The sequence below is a fragment of the Bartonella sp. HY761 genome (assembly GCF_026743145.1).
Taxonomy (GTDB): Bacteria; Pseudomonadota; Alphaproteobacteria; order Rhizobiales; family Rhizobiaceae; genus HY038.
Genome location: NZ_CP104887.1, coordinates 194,742 through 216,865 on the forward strand (window position 1 = coordinate 194,742; position 22,124 = coordinate 216,865).

Annotated in this window: 13 protein-coding genes and 1 tRNA gene; 1 reads left to right on the forward strand and 13 read right to left on the reverse strand. The window is 42.2% G+C overall.

The features are described from left to right. Positions 1–148: 148 nt before the first annotated feature. The 3 genes from N6A79_RS00725 to pdxY form a co-directional block, all read right to left on the reverse strand. Positions 149–4,927, reverse strand: coding sequence for an NAD-glutamate dehydrogenase (locus N6A79_RS00725; protein ID WP_268547614.1), 4,779 nt, complete (start codon positions 4,925–4,927; stop codon positions 149–151). A gap of 1,353 nt (positions 4,928–6,280) precedes the next feature. After that, positions 6,281–6,943 (reverse strand): carbonic anhydrase, encoded by a 663-nt coding sequence (locus N6A79_RS00730; protein WP_262079448.1) that lies wholly within the window; start codon positions 6,941–6,943, stop codon positions 6,281–6,283. 94 nt (positions 6,944–7,037) lie between these two features. Continuing rightward, positions 7,038–7,898, reverse strand: coding sequence for a pyridoxal kinase (gene pdxY, locus N6A79_RS00735; RefSeq protein WP_182418445.1), 861 nt, complete (start codon positions 7,896–7,898; stop codon positions 7,038–7,040). 397 nt (positions 7,899–8,295) lie between these two features. On the opposite strand from pdxY, the gene N6A79_RS00740 reads away from it, so the two are divergent. Next, positions 8,296–9,453, forward strand: a complete 1,158-nt coding sequence (locus N6A79_RS00740) for an SGNH/GDSL hydrolase family protein (protein ID WP_268546596.1) — start codon at positions 8,296–8,298, stop codon at positions 9,451–9,453. A 75-nt stretch (positions 9,454–9,528) separates the two neighbouring features. On the opposite strand, the gene N6A79_RS00745 is transcribed toward N6A79_RS00740, so the two are convergent. From N6A79_RS00745 to N6A79_RS00790, 10 genes are all read right to left on the reverse strand, one after another. Continuing rightward, complete coding sequence (locus N6A79_RS00745; protein ID WP_268546597.1) at positions 9,529–9,864, reverse strand: hypothetical protein; 336 nt, start codon at positions 9,862–9,864, stop codon at positions 9,529–9,531. A 125-nt stretch (positions 9,865–9,989) separates the two neighbouring features. After that, positions 9,990–10,063, reverse strand: a tRNA-Gly gene (locus tag N6A79_RS00750). A 128-nt stretch (positions 10,064–10,191) separates the two neighbouring features. Next, positions 10,192–11,850, reverse strand: coding sequence for an electron transfer flavoprotein-ubiquinone oxidoreductase (locus N6A79_RS00755; protein WP_268546598.1), 1,659 nt, complete (start codon positions 11,848–11,850; stop codon positions 10,192–10,194). Positions 11,851–11,993: 143 nt separating this feature from the next. Next, positions 11,994–13,490, reverse strand: coding sequence for an aldehyde dehydrogenase (locus N6A79_RS00760; RefSeq protein WP_268546599.1), 1,497 nt, complete (start codon positions 13,488–13,490; stop codon positions 11,994–11,996). A 33-nt stretch (positions 13,491–13,523) separates the two neighbouring features. Then, positions 13,524–14,453, reverse strand: coding sequence for an electron transfer flavoprotein subunit alpha/FixB family protein (locus N6A79_RS00765; protein ID WP_268546600.1), 930 nt, complete (start codon positions 14,451–14,453; stop codon positions 13,524–13,526). Between the two features lie 14 nt (positions 14,454–14,467). After that, positions 14,468–15,217 (reverse strand): electron transfer flavoprotein subunit beta/FixA family protein, encoded by a 750-nt coding sequence (locus N6A79_RS00770; protein ID WP_268546602.1) that lies wholly within the window; start codon positions 15,215–15,217, stop codon positions 14,468–14,470. A gap of 175 nt (positions 15,218–15,392) precedes the next feature. Next, positions 15,393–17,024, reverse strand: a complete 1,632-nt coding sequence (locus tag N6A79_RS00775; protein ID WP_268546603.1) for an amidohydrolase — start codon at positions 17,022–17,024, stop codon at positions 15,393–15,395. 126 nt (positions 17,025–17,150) lie between these two features. Continuing rightward, positions 17,151–19,217 (reverse strand): oxidoreductase, encoded by a 2,067-nt coding sequence (locus N6A79_RS00780; protein ID WP_268546604.1) that lies wholly within the window; start codon positions 19,215–19,217, stop codon positions 17,151–17,153. Positions 19,218–19,338: 121 nt separating this feature from the next. Beyond that, positions 19,339–20,967 carry a GMC family oxidoreductase gene (locus N6A79_RS00785; RefSeq protein WP_268546605.1) on the reverse strand — a complete coding sequence of 543 codons (1,629 nt, stop codon included), beginning with the start codon at positions 20,965–20,967 and terminating at the stop codon, positions 19,339–19,341. 94 nt (positions 20,968–21,061) lie between these two features. After that, the gene (locus N6A79_RS00790; protein ID WP_268546606.1) at positions 21,062–22,111 is read right to left on the reverse strand and encodes an extracellular solute-binding protein; all 1,050 of its coding nucleotides are present in this window, start codon (positions 22,109–22,111) and stop codon (positions 21,062–21,064) included. Between the last annotated feature and the right edge of the window lie 13 nt (positions 22,112–22,124).

Below are 22,124 nucleotides of genomic sequence, written 5' to 3' on the forward strand. Positions count from 1 at the left end.
TTAAAAATAATGTTACATCGCCTATTCAGCGTAGCTTTGAACAAAAAGATGCGTATTTTTGGCATAGTTTTGAGTAAAAAAACGCCGCCAACTTGAAAAGTTGGCGGCGTTTTATGCCTAAGATATTTTATGCGTATAGGATTGGGCGTTAACTACCCTTACGCACCAAGTCTGCCATCATGCCGGCTGCAACACTAAAGCGGGAAATATTAAGATCGCCCTCAATCAGTGTATTCATCCGATTAATGATAGCTTCAATGTGGCTTCCTTCGGCTTCAAGCCAGCTTTGGGCCGGATTTTCAGCGTCTTTAAAGTCACGCAAGGCTTTCATCACCATGCGGCGCAGCGCATCAATAATGGTATCATTGGCTTGTGCCAACGCCATGCCATCATAATAGTCAACCACGGGTATGGTGCGACTGGCATTTTCAATGCGGTTGATGCGGAATATTTCAGCAAGTTTGAAATAGGTTTGGGCGGCAACAATAAGGTCAGAATCTGTTTGATAGGCTACCAAAGCAATATCGGGTACAACCGATGCTGTTTCTAGCATTGCAAGGCGTTTAGCAAGAGCGCTTGGTGCGCCTTGTGCCTCAAACTCTGCTGCCACTTGTGCCATTTGTTCACGCATATAATCAGGAATTAGCGTTTCCAATTGCGGCTCAATAGCCATGCGGGCTTCTGTCATTGACTGGATATGCTCATTTAATGGCTTATCTAATTTAACATTTTGTAACAACCAACTGGTCACTGCAAACATCATGCGCGAAATAGCTGCGTAGAAGCTATTTTGCACAAGACCAGGTATTTTATTGTCAAGCGCATCAATTTCAGCATAAAGAGAATTTAAGTCAAAACTATCACGCACCAAAACAAAAGCGCGAATAACCGATTCGGCTGAATGACCAGTTTTGTCTTGTAAGCGATTGACGAAAGTCGGTCCACCACGGTTTACTACATCATTGGCAAGCAATGTTGCAATAATATCGCGGCGTAATTGGTGGTTGCTGATTTCCTCGGCATATTTTTCGCGCATTGCTGGTGGGAAATAGTTAAACAATGCAGTTTCAAAATATGGATCTTCTGAAAGTGGATTGGTTGCAATTTCCGCTTGCAAAGTAATTTTGGCATAAGCCATGATAACCGACAATTCTGGACGGGTTAAGCCAATTCTCTTTGCTTGGCGATCAGCTAAGGCTTCATTATCTGGTAGGACTTCAACACGGCGATCAAGCAGTTTTACCCGTTCCAAATCATGCATGAAGCGAATTTGATAAGGCAAATCAACCACTGCGCGTTTTTCCGCCAGGGAAAGGGTTAGCGGTTGCAGATAATTATTGCGCAAAACAAGGTTCGACACGTCATCGGTCATGCTTTTTAGCAAAATATTGCGATCAGGACGGCTTAGTTTACCTTGACGCATGGCGCTTGCTAATGCGATTTTGATATTCACTTCAACGTCAGAACAATTAACGCCGGCAGAATTATCAATTGCATCGGTATTGCAACGGCCACCTTTCATTGAATATTCAATGCGGCCGCGCTGGGTCATGCCAAGATTAGCACCTTCACCAACCACTTTTGCTCGTATTTGCGAGCCGGTGATACGGATAGCATCATTGGCATGATCGCCAACTTGCGCATCATTTTCACCTGATCCACGAATATAAGTACCGATACCGCCAAACCATAAAAGATCAACAGGTGCCTGCAAAATAGCATTGATGATTTCAAATGGCGTGCCGCTCGTTTTGTTAAAGCCAATAGCTTTAGCAGCCTCGGGGGATAAGGTAATAGTTTTTAACGAGCGAGAGTAAACACCGCCGCCATTTGAAATTTTTTGCTTATCATAATCCTGCCAGCTTGTACGTGGTAGGTTAAACAACCGCTCACGCTCAGCAAAGCTTGCGTAGGTATCAGGATTTGGGTCAATGAAAATATCGCGGTGGTCGAAAGCCGCAACAAGGCGCGTTTTGGTTGATAGCAACATGCCATTGCCAAATACGTCACCCGACATATCACCAACACCAACTGCACTAAATTCTTGGGTTTGAATATCGTGATCAAATTCACGGAAGTGGCGTTTTACCGCTTCCCATGCACCTTTTGCGGTAATGCCCATGGCTTTATGGTCATAGCCAGCAGAACCGCCTGAGGCAAAGGCATCATCAAGCCAAAAATCATTGGCTTCACTAATGGCATTAGCGGTATCTGAGAATGTTGCTGTACCCTTATCAGCGGCAACAACAAAATATGGATCATCACCATCATGGCGGATAATATCTTTTGCCGCAACGACTTTGCCATCAATAATATTATCGGTTATGGAAAGCATTGCGGTAATATAGATGATATAGGCTTGGCGAGCAGCTTCACCAATGGCAGCACGGTCATTGGTTACTGGTAAGTGATGGGGATAAAAACCACCCTTTGAGCCAACTGGAACAATCACCGCATTTTTTACTTGCTGGGCTTTGACAAGACCAAGAACCTCGGTGCGGTAATCTTGCCGGCGATCGGACCAACGCAAACCACCACGCGCTACAGGGCCAAAGCGCAAATGCACACCTTCAACCGCTGGGCCATAAACAAAAATTTCGCGATATGGACGCGGATCAGGTAAAATATCAATCAAATGCGGATCAAGCTTAAAGGCAAGGGTTTTGCGTTCGCTACCATCAGCTTCGCGTTTATAGGCATTGGTGCGCAAGCTTGCGTTTATTAAAGTGCGGAATGAACGCAAGATACGATCATCATCAAGGGTTGGCACATCTTGCAATTCGAGCTCAATACGATCGCGCACTTCAGCTTCTTTTGCCTCACTACCATGATGGGGGCAGGTTGGATCAAAGCGCAGGCGGAAAAGGCTATAAAGATCGCGGGTAATATTGGGGAAGTTATTGAGTGCGCGTGCAAGGTTATCCTGCGAATAAGGAATACCAGCTTGCTGTAAATACCGTCCATAAGCACGCATGATAACTATTTCGCGCCAATCAAGCCCAGCTGATTGAATTAAGCCATTAAACGCATCATCATCAGCATCTTCTGCCCAAATGGCTTCAAAAGCTTCAGCTAGTTTTTTGCCAATTTTTGTAAGATCAACCTTGGTTTTATGGGCGTTTTCAAGCTCCATATCGTGAAGGAATACGGTTTCGCCAACACCATTATGCAATTCCAAGGTTTGTTCGGCAATGACGCGGAAGCCCATATTTTCCAACAAGGGTACGCGCAGTGATAGTTCGAGCGCATCGCCAAGATGGAATAATTTTAGTGAGACAAATTGCGGCTCTTCTTCTATGTGATGATAGAAATTAACCTCAAGCGGATTGTTTTTTGAAAGCTTGTGAATTTCAGCCGCGTCAAGCAAGGCGCTATCGGCACTAAAGCTGTTGCGATAACTTTGTGGCAAATCCATCGCAAGGCGAACAGTATCCATATTAATGCGCTTTTTGCTAGCAGCAAGTTGCACGCGATCTTCCCAATTGCGGATAAGTCCACCAACATCTTCTTCAATTTTGGCTTGTGAAAATTCAGGAACAGATCCACCCTTACGATGAATGATGTAATGGACGCGAGTTAGACCATTATTTAAAAATAGCGGATAAAATTCAAAAAAGTCGCCATCAAAAACCTTGATGAGATATTGGCCCAATTTTTCGCGCGCCTTGCTGTCATAGCGGTCGCGCGGCACAAAAACAAGCACTGACACAAAATGGCCAAATGGATCGGGGTCGGCAAGAACGCGGACGCGTGGACGCTCTCCAAGTTCAAGAATTTGTTCAACATTATTTGTTAGTGTATCAACATCAATACGGAACATTTCATCGCGCGGATAGCCTTCCAAAACATTGATGAGACTGCGGCCAGAATGGTCTTCCATATTAAAACCAAGACGGTTGATAACCGCCTCAGCTTTGGGCTTCAAATAAGGAATACGCAAAACAGAGCTTGTATAAGCAGGTGCGGTGAAAAGTCCAACAAGGCGTAATTCGCCGGCAATATCGCCTTGTTCATTGAATAATTTCACGCCAATGTAATCAAGCCAAACACGGCGATGAACGCGCGAACGGATACGCGCTTTGGTTACAATCATCAAGTCAGGGCTTTCCATAAAGGACAAGGCCTCACGGGTGATTTCTTCCATTGCATGTTCACGCAGAACACGAATGGACGCATCGGTCAAAATGCCAAGTTCGGTACTTGCTTCACCAAGGTTAGCTTCATTTTTATTGGTCTTCTTGGTTTTATCGCTATCAAGGCGATATTCGCGCATGCCAAGCAGGGTAAAATTATCATTTTTTAGCCAATTTAAAAAATCAGCAACACGCTCGGCATCACCACTGCGACCACGTGGGTGGTGGGCGCGGTAATGGCGAGCAACATCGTCAAGTGTGTCAAGCATTGGTTGCCAATCGCGCACCGCAGCTGCAACCTGCTCTAAAACATCGCTTAAGCCTTGCTTTAACATGTCGCTTTGTTCTGGTAGCAATAATGGCACATGGATTTGCATCAAGCTCTTGCGTTGCTTGCCTCTTGGGGCAGGGCCGCTTGCTGTTTCACGGCTAACGCTTAAAGATTGATCATCATTTTGCGCAACATCAATAACAGGATGTGAAACAAGATAGATTGATGGGGTGTTTTCGCTAATTTCAGCCATGACAGAATCAAGCAAAAAGGGCTTGTTATCATTAACAAGGGTGATAATGCTAACTGGCTCACCAGAACGATTACACGCATCATTGTCTATGCGAATAAGCGAAGCGCCATTTTCATGGGCAAGAAGCGCCTTTTGGGCAATGATCGCCGCATTGGCTAGCTCTCCTGATGCATAGGCTGTAATATCTTCCTCTGGAACATGTTCAAACAACAAAGCTTCAAAAGCCGCATTAGCCTTATTGTCATCTGATAGCTTGATTTCTTTGTGCATTAATGGTGCTGCACCCGATGTCATGATCAATTCAATCTCCCAATGATCCTGTTTATTCGCGTCATCTAACTTGAAATATGGCAGTCTTCATCAGCCATAAATTAGATTCTGTAAATGACTATAGTGATTGCATACATATAAGGCAATCTGATTAATTTTTCGCCAATATTTTTTTGCAGTAAATTATAATGGAATGTCGCAAAGATCTCGATTTAGGGCTTATGATTGGGGCTTTATCGTGGTGGCTTTTAAAAATTTGCTTTTATTTGTTAAAAAATCACGAAAAAATGACAGGTGATATATTAGGTGATTTTGCCTAAAAAATAATCAATTTGTTTAATTTGTCAAAAAATGATCGCCTCTTTTGCTATTTATTTTTCTGTCTTGGAAAGCTACATGCTTTATTGCCAAAAAACATCCCCATAAATTCAGTTGATCTTTAGAAACTTAAAATAGTCTATTGGGAATTGAAATTAAATCCATCTCATAGCTTTAGCATTGAGTATTATTAACTAATATAAATTTATGCAATTTGTGGCTTGGATGGCCTTTTATTTTCTTAATATAATATGCAAGGCATTTTTAGGGCCTTGGCAAGCAGCACGATGAAATTCAATGTTGAAATAGTTTAATTTCATGTTGAAAATTGTTTACCTTTTGCACTGCATGTCTAGGTCCTGAGCCTAGGAATAAAATATTCATTGTTTTTACTTTAGTAGAGGATGAATCACAATTTTATAAAACTCAATGCCAAAAGCGAATTGGTTCGAATGTTTAAGTAGAAAATGCCAATATTTCATTATATAAGTAATTTGTTATGTTATTAATTAAATAATCATATAATTTTAATTGAAATTTTGGAATTTTTTTCTATTTAGTCGCAAATTATTTTGAAATACCCAATTTCAGTGATAGACAAAGCTATCTTAATAGTTTCTTATAAGATTTAGCTGATATCATTGCAATCACTTATAGCGGAAGGGTTGCGTAAGCCCATTTGCCGATTATTTGTATATTTCGGGGGTGATAATACAACTATAGTGATATGATATTATGGCTGGGGTACCGTCTCCGATGGGTGAATTTTATATTCGCTCGTCGGAGATATATTGGTTTTAAAGTAATTTGATACCAAAAATTTGGAACCCTTTTTTATCGCTTTCTTTCTTAATTAGTCTAATAAGCATTTAATAAAGACATAAAGAGTTATCAATGTATGCAGATTGCTATTGATGACTTTACCTAAGATTTTATTCAAAATAATATTTATTCTAATTATAAGCTTCAATTGAAATGAAAAAGGCAGCATTAAACCGCCATTTTCAACAATTACAAATTTGTATTTTTATAAATTTAGGCACTTAAAAGCACGTCATCAGTTTCTATCTTAGTAAAATGGCCACTTTCTTTATCAAGTACCCACAATTCACCATATAAAATATCAAACCAGGCAGCATGTAGTTGCAACAGCCCTGCTTTTTGGCGCTTTGCAATCCAAGGAAATGTGGAAAGATTGGCAAGTGAATAACGCAGTGAAATGCGCTCCAATGCGGTTTGCCGCTCAGCTGGTGACATTGACTTATCACCACTAACCGCCTCAGCAGACGGCTTTAGCAACCCCATCCACCGGCCAATAAAATCGTCCGACGATAATGGTTTACTCTCCATATCAAGGGCAGCTCTTATTCCACCACAACGGCCATGCCCCATGACGACAATGTGCTTTACTTCGAGTGATTGTACTGCAAATTCAAGGGCGGCCGAGGTCGCGTGATATTCACCATCAGGCTGGAATGGTGGTACTTGGTTTGCAATATTGCGCATGACAAATACTTCGCCTGGATCCGTATCAAAAATTATTTCCGGTGCCGCGCGGGAATCGCAACAAGCAATCATCATAACTTCAGGCTTTTGCCCTTCAACCGCCAATTCCCTATAACGGTTTCGCTCACTGCTAAAGCGTGTTTGTACAAAATTTTTATAGCCATTTAGCAAATGTTCTGGAAACTCGTTCATTTCTGCCTCTATTTCTCTTAAACTTGTGCGATTTTCTGTACCAAATCGCAAACATCTTTTTAACGTTAACGCCCCTATTATGGTTCCAGCATTTTTATTTGGTAGATAAAGCACGCATGGTGATATGGGAGTGAGGGCGCATAAATAATGGATAGCTTTGTTCAAGCACCAATTCATTCGATTGTTTTTGTAACGTTGCACAAAGGCAATCAAAAACCGATGCAGTGGTAAATTGTAGGGCTGCCTTGGCACTCATTCCCGTAAGGTAATGACTTAAGAATAACGCCGACGTCAAATCGCCCAATCCATTAACAGGGTCTTTCACTATGCGGTGTTCGGCAAGCCAAATTTCACTGTCATGGACTAATAAATTGCCTGTTGCGTTTTTAAGCAGGGCTGCAGCCGATGTTATCAATACCATATCGCATTGGGTTGAGCGTGCGGCTTCAATAATATCTTCATTGCTATCAAGTTTGCGTCCCACCATCCATTCAAGCTCAGAACGATTAGGCTTAAGAATATTACAGAGCGGTACTAAATGATCTTTAATGGCTGTAGCTATATCCTCGCGCACATAAAGGCCACCCTCATCGGCCATGACAGGGTCGCATAAATAAGTTAGGTCTGGTCGCTTTTGCTTTAGCTTTTTTATGAGCTGGGCAGCAATTTCTACTTGCTTGGCAGAAGCAAAATAACCCGTCATGACCGCATCAATTTCAGTTGAATGAAGCGATGCTGCAATATCATCTGCAAAAGCAGAGAAATCTTCAATCGGGATATTTAAGCGATGCGCAACCCCGTGTCTTGGTTGCCACGTCATGGTAACAGTCAACAAAGTCCAAACATGATGCCCTAATGTTTCAAGGGCAAAACCAGAAGAGCGCACACCAACCGTACCACGAATGACATGGCTCGAAATGAGCAAAATGGTTTTGCCCTGATCAATTGTTTCCATATTTGTGCACTCCTTAATCAAGTTAATTCGCATCCCAATATCTTTATGCGATTTTCATGCTTAAATATTTCATCGCTTAATTTAAGAGTATTAGGTGGCAAATTTTTTATCATATTAGTAGTGCCAGAATATGCGATGAGATAACAGCTATTTTTCTAGAATATTTTTAAAATTGTCTATTTTTAATCATAAGCAGCGATACGATAAGGTCTAAAATAGTATTTTAGCCTTTTGAAATATGATTTGTCTAATCAAATTGATTTTTTAATTCTTATAGTTAAATCTGTCATTCTTTGCGCACAATAATTATAAATCGTTAGCCAAAGTACACGATGTTTGGTTATAATGAGACGGATTTTTAGTCTATGGGATGTGCATTTGATAAAGGCTTTTGAAAATGACGAATAAAAGTAAATTTTGGATTTTTTTTGTCGCCTTGTGGTTTGTTCCAGCATTTGCCTTGATAAGCACCATTTCAGCAGCCCATGCACAAGAACGAAAAACCTTATTTGATTTGCTTTTTGGTCCAAGGCAAGCTGCACCTAAAGCTATGCCTAGAAATACCAATCCCCCAACTCGCCGCAAACCAGTTAATAGGTCTCAACCTAAACCAAAGCCAGTCGCTACGCCAATAATTATTACGCCCCAGATTGAAAAATCAACTGATGCTAAGAAGATTTTATTTCTAGGTGACTTTGTCGCAAGTGCAATGAGTGAGGGGCTTAATGAAATTTATGCAGATAATGCTAACTATCGGATTATAAAACGTACCGATGGTTCATCGGGCTTGGTGCGCGAAGATCATTATAATTGGCATGAGAACATTGCTAAGATTGTTAACGAGGAAGAGGCTGATATCATTATTTTTGTTATTGGTGCTAATGATCGTCAATCTCTTAAAATCAATCGGCAAACGATGGAGTTTGGTAGCCAAGATTGGGATAAAATTTATCAAGAGCGCGTTGCAGCTATTGTAAAAGATTTGGAAGCAACACAAAAGCCATGGCTTTGGGTTAGTTTGCCAAGTTTCGGCAAACCGCAATTACATAAAAGTTCAGGGCGGTTCAATGCATATTATAATGCGGCTATTGGTAATACAAATGGGCAATTTATCGATTTGTGGAGTGGCTTTGTTGATGATAAGGGCGCTTTTGCCTTATCTGGTTATGATATGAATGGGCAAACGGCACGCTTGCGTACAAATGATGGTATCAGCTTTACACCTGCTGGCCGGCAAAAGTTAGCTTTTTATGTGAAAGCGCCAATTGAAGCGATTTTTGGCAATCAACCAAGTCCTATTAAAACCGATAATGTGCTTGAAAATGAAGAGATTGCTCCAGTAGAACAACCAGCGAGTGCTCAGGCTCCGGCGATTAAAGTGGTTGCCCCCCAAAAGAAAATTACCCGTATTCCGCCGATGAGTTTAACTGACTTGCCACAAGATGGATCAGAATTAATTGGAAAAAATCCAAGTGGTAATAATCATATGCCGATTGGCCGAGCTATGGAACAAAGTGACCAAAAAGGGCGAGCAGATTATTTTGTAACGCCTTAGGTTAACTTTTATAAATTGCAGCCTCTGCTTAGTATGAAAGTGAAAGACTGCTATTTGCTATATTTTATCTACAGGTTAGTTTTTTTCATTGGTAAGATGAGCATTATTGTTTTTGGCACACTCAATATTTGCTAGTTCTTGTACCAATTTGATCAAATTTTTTTGCCTTGAACCTTTGATGTGGTCAATATCATATTTATTAAGTGTTTTTGCACTATAATCATCAATTGTTTTTTCATCTAGATTATATTCAATAGATACATCAATATTTTGGTTAACCCAAAGACGATAATGTTCACAGCCTTGGTCTGGTATTGTATCCAATAAATAGACGCAATAAATATCATGATGCTGTTTTAAAAAATTCATAATCACATAGGCAACTTCATTGCTATCATGATTATTAGTCATGAATATTAGATTACTTGCAATCAATTTTGCTCTTAATTCATGCTCGTTAAACTTCATAAACGTTAAATTTTCTTAGAAAGTAAGTAAAGATTATATTTCATATAACGCAGTAATAATTAAATCACTGGAGCGGGTGAAGGGAATCGAACCCTCGTATTCAGCTTGGGAAGCTGCTGCTCTACCATTGAGCTACACCCGCATCGCGCTAGCAACTATTTCCAGTTGCGGTTATTGAAAAAACTCTCTATCATTTTTTTTAACCCCTGACAATCAAGCGATTTCTCTTTTCGCATCAAAATTTAAATAATTGTATGGACTGAGAAATTTTTACATATTGGGATAAACTGGCCCTTCTCCCCCTTGTGGGCATGTCCAATTAATATTTTGATTGGGGTCTTTAATATCACATGTTTTGCAATGAAGGCAGTTCTGCGCATTAATAATGTAGTTTTCAATGCCATCTTTCTCAATCCATTCATAAACACCCGCGGGGCAATAGCGCATTGATGGCCCAGAAAAAATCTGCAATTCTGATGTTTCCTGTGTGTTTAATGATTGCACTTTTAAATGGCAAGGTTCATTTTCTTCGTGATTGGTATTGGATAAAAAAACCGAGCTAAGTCGATCGAAAGTTAAAACATTATCTGGTTTTGGGTAAGATATTGGTTGGTGTTTTTGCGCAGGTTCCAAACATTGATAATCGGCTTTGCCATGGTTTAACGTGCCAAAAAGTGAAAAGCCCAATAAGCTTTGGCACCACATATCAAAACCGCCTAATTTAACACCAATCTTTGTTCCATATTTTGACCAAAGTGGTTTAACATTGCGCACCTTATATAAATCTTTACCAATATTACTATCGCGCCAAGTGGTCTCGATGTCCGTTACTTCATCATGGGCGCGCTTATCTTCAATTGCCTTTGCTATGAAATTGGCAGCATAAATTCCCGACAATACGGCATTGTGAGAGCCTTTGATACGCGGCACATTAACAAAGCCGGCGGAACAGCCGAGCAATGCGCCACCTGGAAAACTTAGCTTTGGAACCGATTGCCATCCGCCTTCGGTTATTGCTCGCGCACCATAGGCTATGCGCTTGGCGTTTTTAAAAGTTGGGGCAATAAGACTATGAGTTTTAAAACGTTGAAACTCATCAAAAGGTGATAAATACGGATTTTTATAATTTAAATGCACCACATAACCAACACTTACTTGATTATTTTCTAGGTGATATAAAAATGCGCCGCCACCGGTTTGATTGTCCAATGGCCAACCAGATGCGTGTTGTACAAGCCCCGGCCGATGTTGGGATGGATCAATTTCCCATAATTCCTTTATGCCAAGACCATATTTTTGCGGGTCGCAATCCTTGTCAAGTTTGAACCTATGTATAATCTGTTTGGCCAATGAACCACGAGCGCCTTCAGCAATAAGGGTGTATTTGCCAAGCAGCTCCATACCGCGCATATAATTGGTGCTAAGGCTACCGTCTTTTTCAACTCCCATATCACCAGTAGCAACACCAATCACAGCGCCGTCAGTATTATAAAGAACCTCAGTTGCGGCAAAGCCTGGATAAATATCAACACCCAAGGCTTCGGCTTGTACACTTAGCCATCGGCAAACATTGCCCAGCGATACGATATAATTCCCATGATTAGAAAGCATTTTGGGTATGATAAAAGCGGGTATTTTTTTGTAACTTTTTTCAGTTAACTCATAAAAATGATCGTCGGTAACCGGTGTTTTGAACGGATGACTTGTGTCATTGCGCCAATCAGGTAACAAAGTGTCAATGCCAATCGGGTCCACAACTGCACCTGAAAGAATATGTGCGCCGACTTCAGCGCCTTTTTCCAAGACAACAACCGATAAATCGCCATTTAATTGTTTTAAGCGGATTGCTGCGGCAAGCCCCGCAGGTCCTGCGCCAACAATTACCACGTCAAATTCCATGCTCTCACGGTCTGGAAGCGCATTTGTCATTGTCTATCTGTCCTTATTTCAAATATGCGCGTTGGATATTAGCGCATTTTATTGGGCGCAGCTAAGGGATTGCCGATCGGGAGTTAACCAAAACGGCTCATTGTAGCGAAATAGGTTTCAACCTTAGTTTTTGAGAAAGCTGCTTAGCATTGATATTTCATCCAAATGGTTTTGAGACCGGTGAACTTATCAAGAGCATGGAGCGATAAATCTCGACCAAAACCAGATTGGCCAAAACCGCCAAAGGGAGTTTTTGCGCTTAATGCATCAACAGTATTGACGGAAACTGTGCCAGCCTTCAGATTGGCTGAGACGCGGTGTGCTCTTGAAAAATCATCCGTCCAAACTGAAGCTGCTAATCCGTAGATACTATCATTGGCAATGGCAACGGCTTCGTCTTCATTTTCAAAGGCAATGATTGAGAGAACTGGCCCAAATATTTCTTCCTTGGCGATGAGGCTATCAGGCTTAACTTGATCAAAAATCGTTGGGGTGATGTAGCAACCCTTGTCATTTATTAAAATGCGATTTCCCCCGCTCACCAATCGCGCCTCGTTTTTACCTTTGGTTATATAATCCATCACTGCATTGGTTTGCCGCTCATCAACCATGGCCCCCATGCCAGAAGCAGGATCTAGTGGATCTCCCGGTTGCATTGTTTTTGATAAAGTAACAAGCCGTGCCACGAAATCATCATGAATGCTTTTTTCAACCAAAAGTCTTGAATTTGCTGAGCAGATTTCGCCTTGATTGAAAAATATTCCAAAAGCCGCCATTTCGGCAGCCTTATCAAGGTTTTTACAATCGGCAAAAATAAGGTTTGGGCTTTTGCCACCCGTTTCGAGCCATACTTGTTTCATATTGGATTGACCAGAATATTGCATGAAGCGTTTGCCCGTAGCGGTTGATCCCGTAAAGGTTAAACAATCAACATCCTCATGTAAACCAAGAGCTTGTCCTGCAATAGCACCTAATCCTGGCACTACATTTAATACACCTTCAGGTAAACCCGCTTCAATGGCAAGTTCGGCTAGCCGCAAGGCTGATAGGCTTGATTGTTCGGCAGGTTTTAACACAATAGAATTACCCGCCGCTAAGGCCGGTGCACATTTCCATGTTGCCATATCAAGCGGAAAATTCCATGGTACAACAGCGCCAATAACGCCAAGCGGCACACGGCGCATCATGGCGAGATCACCCGCTTCAGTTGGTGCTATTTCATCATAAATTTTGTCGATAGCTTCACCATACCATTGAAAAATAGCTGCCGATCCTGGTACATCACCCGTATAGGCATCAACAACGCGCTTACCCATATCAAGGCAATCAAGCAAAGCCAATTCAACACTATTTTTGCGGATGAGGTCGGCAAGGCGTAAAAGTACCTCTTTACGCTTTTCTGGTGCCGCCTTGGACCAAATACCGCTTTCAAACGAGCGCCGTGCTGATTTAACTGCACGATCTATATCGCTAGCGCCGCCCGCGGCAATTTCTGCAATTTTTTCACCATTAGCTGGGTTGATACAATCAAAGCGTTCGCCGTTTTTGGCTGCCACAAATTGACCATCGATGAAAATATCTTTGCGAAATGTGAGCTTCTTTGCGTCATTTTGCCATTGTTGATAGGTTCTATCGCCCATAATTGTTCTCCCTTTTTATTATACTTGCTATGATTAGAGCGATTTTGTTAGTTCTGGAATAAGGTCAAAAAGATCGCCAACCAAGGCATAATCGGCAATCTGCATGATTGGTGCGTCTTCATCCTTGTTAATGGCAACAATAATTTTTGAATCTCCCATGCCGGCAAGATGTTGAATAGCACCAGAAATACCAACGGCAATATAAAGATCTGGCGCAACTATTTTACCCGTTTGTCCTACCTGCCAATCATTGGGGGCGTAACCCGCATCAACCGCCGCGCGGCTTGCCCCAAGGGCTGCGTTAAACTTGTCGGCAAGGGGTAAAAGCAGTGATTGAAAGGCTTCTTTTGAACCAAGTCCACGTCCCCCTGATATAACCACTTTAGCGCTGTTAAGCTCTGGTCTATCACTTTTTGAGCCTTCATTTTTTAGGTGCTTAGTAAGGCAAGGATCATTTGCAGGTGCTACATGTTCTATCGGGGCAGAGCCACCATTTATAGCGGCAGTAAATGCCGATGTGCGCACGGTGATGACTTTTTTACTATCGGTTGATTGGACGGTTTCAACCGCATTGCCTGCGTAAATTGGTCGTTTAAAAGTGTCTGGCGACACAACCGCGATGATGTCCGATATTTGCATAACGTCAAGCTTTGCTGCAATCCGTGGCATAATATTTTTGCCCGTTGTCGTTGCAGCAGCCATGAATATATCATAGTGATCTGCTAAAGAAAGAATGGTGGCGGCAACCGGCTCTGCCATTTGATGGTCAAGATAATCTGCTTCACTCAAAATAACTTTGCGAATACCTAGCAATTGTGCTGCTTGCTCTGCTACTGTTTGAACATTGTTCCCGCAGATTAAAATGTCGATATCACCACCTATGGCTTGGGCGGCACTTAGCGCATTTGCGGTTTGCAAAGATAGGTTTTGATTGTCATGTTCGGCCAATAAAAGAATTGTCATTTTGCTATCCTCCCTTAAAGCGCTGCATTTTCGGTTTTAATCTTGGCAACAAGTTCACTTATTGTTGCAACTTTAATTCCAGCTTTGCGCTTTGCTGGCTCTTCAACATTAAGGATTTTCAATCGCGGATTCAGCTCTATGCCAAAATCGCTCGCTTGCTTTTCTTCAATAGGTTTTTTCTTCGCTTTCATAATATTGGGAAGAGATGCAAATCGTGGTTCATTTAAACGCAAATCCACGCTGACAATGGCAGGAAGCTGTGCTTCAATAATTTCTAAGCCGCTATCAACTTCGCGCGTTACTTCAATCTTTTCGGCAAATACATCAAGTTTTGATGCAAAGGTAGCCTGTCCCCAATCGAGCAGCGCCGCCAGCATTTGCGCCGTCTGGTTGCAATCATCATCAATTGCTTGCTTACCAAGTAAAACAAGATCAGGCTTTTCTTGCTCAATGATGGCTTTTAAAAGCTTAGCAATATTGAGTGGCTCTAAACGCTCATCACTTTTTATATGAATGGCCTTGTCCGCTCCCATGGCAAGGGCTGTGCGCAAGGTTTCTTGTGCGGCTTGCGGCCCAATAGACACCGCGGTAATCTCATCGGCTTTACCAGCTTCCTTTAAGCGTACGGCTTCTTCAATTGCCACTTCATCAAAAGGATTGATCGACATTTTGACATTGGCAAGATCTACGCCACTACCATCACTTTTAACGCGTGGTTTGACATTATAGTCAATAACCCGCTTTACACCCACTAATATTTTCATTTTATTCCCTCAACTTATATTTATTATTTTAGACTTTCGCTTTTATCAAAAGCATATCACTGCTTGCATAATGATAAAGTGCTTTCATGCTAAAAAAAATCAAACTAATGCATAGGAAAAATATTACTCTTAAGACAGCAAGCTGCATGCAGTGCCATTGAATTTTTAATATTGCTTATTTTTGCTTTTGATAGACTAAACGTCCGCCAACATAGGTAGCTAACACTTCTATATCAGCTAAATCATCAGGCGGAATTTGTAGTGGATTATGCGAAATAATGATGAGATCAGCTAATTTACCTTCACAAATTGACCCTTCATATTTTTCGCGGTGTCCTGCATAGGCAGCGCCTAATGTATAGGCATTTATAGCGTCCATTACGCTAATGCGCTGGTCTGGAACCCAACCATTTGCAGGTTCGCCATCAAGGCTTTGTCTTAGAACTGCATTTCGAATACCAATAAAAGGATTAAGATCAACAATTGGCCAATCCGTACCAAAGGCAACAGCAGCGTCATGGTCAAGCAGCGATTTTATAGGAAAAGCGAGGGGTAAATTATCGGTGCCGGCGCGTGTTTCCCAAACGCCAACCATGCCTACCCATTGATCTTTGGGGTAGATCATTGCTGGTTGCATGGATGCAATGGCGTTTATGTGCTTGAAGCGACTTAAGTCTTGCGCCGCTGGAATTTCTACATGCTCAACCCTTGGCCGTTGTTGGCGTGATTGTTCAATGTCGCTTTCATAGCCATCAAGGGCAAAACTTATCGCTCCTCGCCCGATTGCATGCGACCAAATTTGCAAACCTGCTGCTTGTGCTTGATGAATGGCGGATTGATATGCCATGCTATCCCATAATAAATCACCATGTTCATTTATTTTATCATTATAGCCATCCGGCATATAAGCGGTGTGGGATTCTAATACGCCATCAATGAAAAATTTCATTACTCTTGCATCAAGGAAATTATCCTTAAACCGCTTATGCCTTTCTAATGCAAGATTAAGTGTTTCTCTATCCAATACTGGCGGATTGCATAGGGTTGCCAGAGTAAAGCGCAAGGTCAATTCATCATTGTTTCGCAATGTTTCTAAATGCGGCAACATTTCATCATCAAATCCGGCGCTTTGAACCCGTGTAATACCTAGTTTATTTGCCTCAATAATAGCAGTTTTTAGCATTGCTAATGTGTCATCATCACTGGCTTTTGGTATTTTAGCTTCAACGATTTTTGCAGCTTGTTCAATCAACCAACCGGTTGCGTTGCCCTCTTTATCACGGACAATTCTTCCGTTTTCTGGATCTTTAGTGTCTTTATCAATGCCGGCAAGTTGAAGGGCCTTGCTGTTTGCCCAAGCCGCATGGGCCATGCCAGAATAAAAGAAAACCGGCCGATCATTGACAATTTTATCAAGCATTGAGCGATGAAACTCTTTGCCTACCATGTCATCATAGCCATAGCTAAACTCCAAACCGGTGATCCATTGGCGGTTGGGATTATCCTTGGCATATTTTGCCAGCTTTTCTTCAACTTCAGCAAAGCTTTTTGCCTCGCGTAGCCCAATCACATCAAGATATTGCGATCCCCAAATAAAGTGCAAATGGGCATCAATAAAACCCGGCATTAAGGTTTTGCCTTGCAAATCTATGATCTCTGCATCACTTTTGATCATGCTTGCAAGGTCGCTAAGGTCCCCAACTTTTACTATAAGTCCTGCCTCGACCAAAACCGCTTCAGCCAAAACCGGTTCAAACTTGGTGCAAGTTTTCTCCATGGTTAAAATGACACCATTTTTAAAAAGCATTTGAGTCGCCATTTATATATCCACTTTTTTAGTTGAAGTTTAAAAGCACGATAGTGAAGTGCGCCGCGTGCAATAATTAAAGGGATTAGCTGCACGCGGCAAAATTGAATAGCAATTGGTTTGCCTTTAACTTGCCAATGCGGTTACCTCACGTCTAAAGGGTAAAGCATCACCAATATCTGGCTCGTCAAGTTCACGTGCAAAGCGATGCCCTGCATAGGTTGCCCATGCAATCGGGCCTGGTGCTTCGGCATCGCCAAACACTTTAATTGTTTGGATGCCATGATCATTCCATTGATCAGGCATGGCTTTTAATGATTGCCAAAGCGCATCATTTTGTAAGCGTGATGTTACTAAAAGCACCTTATCGGCTGGAAGGGCAGATTGCTTGCCTGAATACACACATTCGCTCACCACCCCACCATTTTGAATTTGGGAGATTGAGCGATTTAAAATGATTTCAACCCCCATATCGACCAAACGACGATGAATGGTGGCTTGTTCTAGCGTGTTGCGTGTCCAATCAGAAACATAGGCCGATGGGGTAACCAGTGTTACTTGGCAACCTTGTTTGATTAAAAGCTCTGCCATAACGCCGCCCATATAATAATGGTCATCATCAAAAATAACCACATGGCCGGAAAGCTCCGCTCCTGCCATTAAATCGTCAGGCGTATAAATTGGCATTGCCGCGTCAATCGGCATTGGCACCACATGGGCGCGTGCGACACCATCACGCCGCCAAGTCGAACCTGTTGCAATGGCAACATTATCAAAGCCAAATTCTAAAACATCATCTGCGGTAAGCTTACTATCAAAGTAAACTTCAACATTAGGCATTTGGCTAATTTGATATTCGCGGTAATCGCGCACACGCCCCCAAGCGGAAAGCCCCGGTAAACGACATTCTTTAGCAACGCGGCCACCAAGTTCAGTTCCAGCTTCGGCAAGCACGACTGTGTAACCACGAAGCCCAAGGGCTCTTGCTGCCTCCATGCCGGCGGGGCCTGCGCCAACTATCAACACGCTTTCTGTTGTGCCTTTTGCCTGCATACGCTCAGGGTGCCACCCCTTACGCCATTCTTCCATAAAGGTTGGGTTTTGTGTGCAGCGTGAAATTGACATGGTCATGTCGCCAGTTACGCAAATATTGCAGCCAATACATTCGCGAATATCCTCTATCCGCCCTTCCTCGATTTTTTTTGGCAAAAACGGATCAGCAATTGATGGGCGCGCACAACCAATAAAATCCAATACGCCAGACTTAATCATGCGCACCATAACATCGGGGGAAGTAAAGCGACCAACACCAACCACAGGCTTTTTGGTTAGATTGCGAATACCACTCACTAGATCTTCTTGGGCGGCTTCTTCTTTAAAGCGTGATGGGCCAGAGCAATCTTCCCATGCACCATGGGCAAGATCCCACAAATCTGGAATATCGCCATTCATTTCAATCATGTCACGTACTTCAGCATTGGAAAAGCCAAGATCGCTAATCATTTCGTCTAATGAAATACGCAAAGTAAGGCCACAAGTATCACCAATGGCATCGCGTCCTTCCTCGATGAGTTCGCGCATGAGGCGTGAGCGATTTTCAAGACTGCCGCCATATTCATCTGTGCGTTGGTTGGTGGCTTTCGATAGGAAATGTTGGATAATACCAAAACCATGGGCACCATAAAGGCAAACAAGATCAAAGCCTGCTTTCTTGGCACGCAAAAAGGCATTTTTATGCCAGCGACGTAAATCCTTAATATCTTGCTTATCCATGGCGCGCGCTTGCACCGGATCATTAGTGAATGTGCGGATCGGCAAGGCGCTTGGGCCGCGTGGTACTTCCTTGGTATAAAGATTAGGGCCATTTATGCCTGAATAAGCTAATTGTATGCCAGCCAATGCGCCATGCTCATGCATAGCGTCAGCCATACGGGCAAGGGCCGGAATATCTGCGTCATCCCAAAGGCGAAGTTCAATAAAAGGGGTGATTTCCGATGTGTGATGCATTTCTGTTTGTTCAGTAAAAATAACGCCCCAACCGCCTTCTGATTTCATCCGGCGCATGGTTGCAGCAGCCGTTGGATCACGATAGCCACCACCATTACAATGGGGTACTTGGTAAAAGCGGTTTTTAGCCGTAACTGGGCCAATCTTCATTGGTTCAAACAAAATGTCATAACGTGGGTCACGCATCGATCCCCTCCTTCTTCCGTATTTAAAACGGTATTTTTGTTAAAGTTTTCTATTCTTAGTCCTTAGAGATCTTGCTGATTTATTCATTGAATTTGGGCAAAATCCCTATAAAATTAGCAGCTTATATTGTTCGATCCTTACATATAAACCGTGATGCTTTCTCCGCTATCATCATGGTTGGCGCACTTGTATTGCCGCTGATTAAAAATGGCATGATCGATGCGTCCGCAACTCTAAGATTGTCCATGCCATGAATTTTAAGGCTTAAAGGATCAACGACTGACGAGCGATCGGTTCCCATTTTGCAGGTGCCAACAGGATGATAAACGGTAAGGGCTTCTGCGCGTAAATAGGCAAGCAATTCGTCATCACTTTGAACATTTTTGCCAGGAAGCATCTCATTGCCGGCAAAAGGCGCAAAAGCACTATTTGCCAAGATGGAACGGGCGATTTTTATGCCATCAACCAAAACGGCTGCATCTTGCTCGGCACTTAAGAAATTGGGGTTAATATCAATTTTTAGCTCGGTATTATCGCGCCCTATTATTATTTCACCGCGGCTTTGGGGACGCAGCACACAAGTATGGATTGCATAGCCATGACCATATTCCATAAGTCGACCGCGATGGCTGCGGTAGCCTGGGACAAAATGAAATTGAATATCAGCAAGATCAGTAAAATCGCCAAGATCACTTGCATAACGGGTTTTGGCAAAGCCACCAGCTTCAACATAGTTGGTGGTTAGCATTCCTTTTCGCTGCATAAAATATTGCAAAGGTGCAGCAAGCATTTTGGGTAAATTTTGCATCGATAGGCCTAAAGTTTTAGGGCTTTTCGAGCGCACAGTTATCATGGCGTCAATATGGTCTTGTAAGTTTTTGCCAACGCCTTGAATATCAGCTTTAACCTCTATACCTTCCTGGGTAAGCTCATTTGCTGGGCCAATGCCCGACGCAAGCAAAATTGCTGGCGAGGCAATGGAACCTGCAGTCAATATAGCTTCGCGCCGCACTTCAATGCTGGTTTCAATATTATCTTTTTTGATAACAACACTTGTTACTTTCTTATTGAGAATTTCTAATTTTTTAACATTGCACCCTGTCCAGATGGTAAGGTTTTTGCGCTCTAAGCACGGTTTTACATAGGCATCATAAGCACTAAAACGTTGGCCGTTTTTTTGGGCTACATTATAAATACCTACGCCATCAAAACTATTGCCATTAAAATCTAGATTGGTTGGCAAATTCAATGCATTGCCAGCTTTGACAAAAATATGGGATAGCAGATTGGCATCGCGCGGATTATCCACTAAAAGCTCGCCATCAAAGCCATGATATTTTGGGTCTTGGTGAAGTAAATTATGTTCAAGATCCTTAAATATAGGCAAAACATCGTCATAAGACCAACCAAGGCAATCATGGCGTGCCCAATGATCGTAATCAGCAGCGCAACCCCTAATATAAATCATCGAGTTGATGATGGTTGAACCGCCAAGCCCTTTACCACGATTCATGGGTATGCGGCGATTATTAAGGTGCTTTTGCGGGGTAGAGGCAAAGCGATAATCAAATTGTTCTCGGCCATACATGGCAAGGATGCCAGCAGGAATTTTGGTTCTCCAGCTCTTTTGCTCTTGCCCCATTTCAAGCAGTAAAACCTGATATTTAGGATCAGCGCTTAAACGGTTAGCAACAACGCAGCCCGCTGCGCCTGCACCTATGATGATATAATCAAATGCGTTGCCATTCATTTATAATCTCCACCAATTATCAACATAATTGGACATTTGATTGAAACAAAAGAGCATATTTTGATTTAAAAAAATGCGCTTTCACATTCATGAATTACTGCAATAATTGCGTCCAAACCTTGGTAACCAAGTCTTGTGCAGTAGGTGAGCAGGCTTGTTGCATTTTGATTTCAACCGTTGGAAATAGTTCTGGTGCAACATCCTTATTATTGACAGCTTTGCTTTCATCAATTTTGAGCGGTGATGAGTGGCCATAATAATTGGTTTGGATGGTGGCATTTTCTTGCGTTGCCATAAATTCTATAAATTTGATGGCATTGTCTTTATGGGGGGCATTTTTAGGTATAACGAAAGAATCCATCCAACCAACAAGACCTTCTTTGGGCATGGCATATTCAATATTGACCTTGTCATTTCGGCGAACGCGCATTGAATTGCCATCCCACCAAAAATGCATGGCAACCTCACCACCACCAATGCGGTTTTCAATATTATCACTGGAATAAACAGCGACATAATCTTTCTGTGCCTTTAAAAGATCGAGTACTTTTTTCATTTCAGCGGGGTTTTCACTGCAATAGGGAATACCAAGATAATTTTGTGCGGCTGAAATAACTTCGTCAGGTTGGGCAAGGCTTGCAATTCTGCCATGCAAATCTGCGCTTGGTTCAAAATAAACCTTCCAACTGTCAATTGGCCCTTTATATTGATCGCGGTTTACCGTAAAGCCAGCCGTTCCATAGGAAAATGGAAAGGAATATTCATTGGTTGGATCCCACCACTGATTAAACCATTTTTTATCCACTTGCTGAAATGCCGGCAGTGATTTCATGTCAACATTTTCAAGCAGATTGCTATCAATCATAATTTTTACAAAATGCTGTGATGGGGTGATCAAATCATAGCCTGATGAACCCGCCTGCAATTTGGTTAAAACATCTTCATTAGATGTGAAGCCATCGACTGAGACTTTAATTCCTGTTTCCTTTTCAAATTTTTTGATGAGTTCTGGCGAAACAGAATCTGCCCAAACAAAAAGATTTAAATTCTTTGATTGGGCAAAGACGGCTTCACTCAAAGAAAAAACGCTGATTCCCGCTAGTATCAATGATGCGGTAAATTGCTTAAAGTGTTTATGTTTCATATTGTTCCCCTTT

Excerpts from the sequence above, each read along its gene's own strand:
- N6A79_RS00725 (WP_268547614.1), bottom strand. The coding sequence starts at position 4,927 with ATGCACAAAGAAATCAAGCTATCAGATGACAATAAGGCTAATGCGGCT.
- N6A79_RS00730 (WP_262079448.1), bottom strand. The coding sequence starts at position 6,943 with ATGAACGAGTTTCCAGAACATTTGCTAAATGGCTATAAAAATTTTGTA.
- pdxY (WP_182418445.1), bottom strand. The coding sequence starts at position 7,898 with ATGGAAACAATTGATCAGGGCAAAACCATTTTGCTCATTTCGAGCCAT.
- N6A79_RS00740 (WP_268546596.1), top strand. The coding sequence starts at position 8,296 with ATGACGAATAAAAGTAAATTTTGGATTTTTTTTGTCGCCTTGTGGTTT.
- N6A79_RS00745 (WP_268546597.1), bottom strand. The coding sequence starts at position 9,864 with ATGACTAATAATCATGATAGCAATGAAGTTGCCTATGTGATTATGAAT.
- N6A79_RS00755 (WP_268546598.1), bottom strand. The coding sequence starts at position 11,850 with ATGACAAATGCGCTTCCAGACCGTGAGAGCATGGAATTTGACGTGGTA.
- N6A79_RS00760 (WP_268546599.1), bottom strand. The coding sequence starts at position 13,490 with ATGGGCGATAGAACCTATCAACAATGGCAAAATGACGCAAAGAAGCTC.
- N6A79_RS00765 (WP_268546600.1), bottom strand. The coding sequence starts at position 14,453 with ATGACAATTCTTTTATTGGCCGAACATGACAATCAAAACCTATCTTTG.
- N6A79_RS00770 (WP_268546602.1), bottom strand. The coding sequence starts at position 15,217 with ATGAAAATATTAGTGGGTGTAAAGCGGGTTATTGACTATAATGTCAAA.
- N6A79_RS00775 (WP_268546603.1), bottom strand. The coding sequence starts at position 17,024 with ATGCTTTTTAAAAATGGTGTCATTTTAACCATGGAGAAAACTTGCACC.
- N6A79_RS00780 (WP_268546604.1), bottom strand. The coding sequence starts at position 19,217 with ATGCGTGACCCACGTTATGACATTTTGTTTGAACCAATGAAGATTGGC.
- N6A79_RS00785 (WP_268546605.1), bottom strand. The coding sequence starts at position 20,967 with ATGAATGGCAACGCATTTGATTATATCATCATAGGTGCAGGCGCAGCG.
- N6A79_RS00790 (WP_268546606.1), bottom strand. The coding sequence starts at position 22,111 with ATGAAACATAAACACTTTAAGCAATTTACCGCATCATTGATACTAGCG.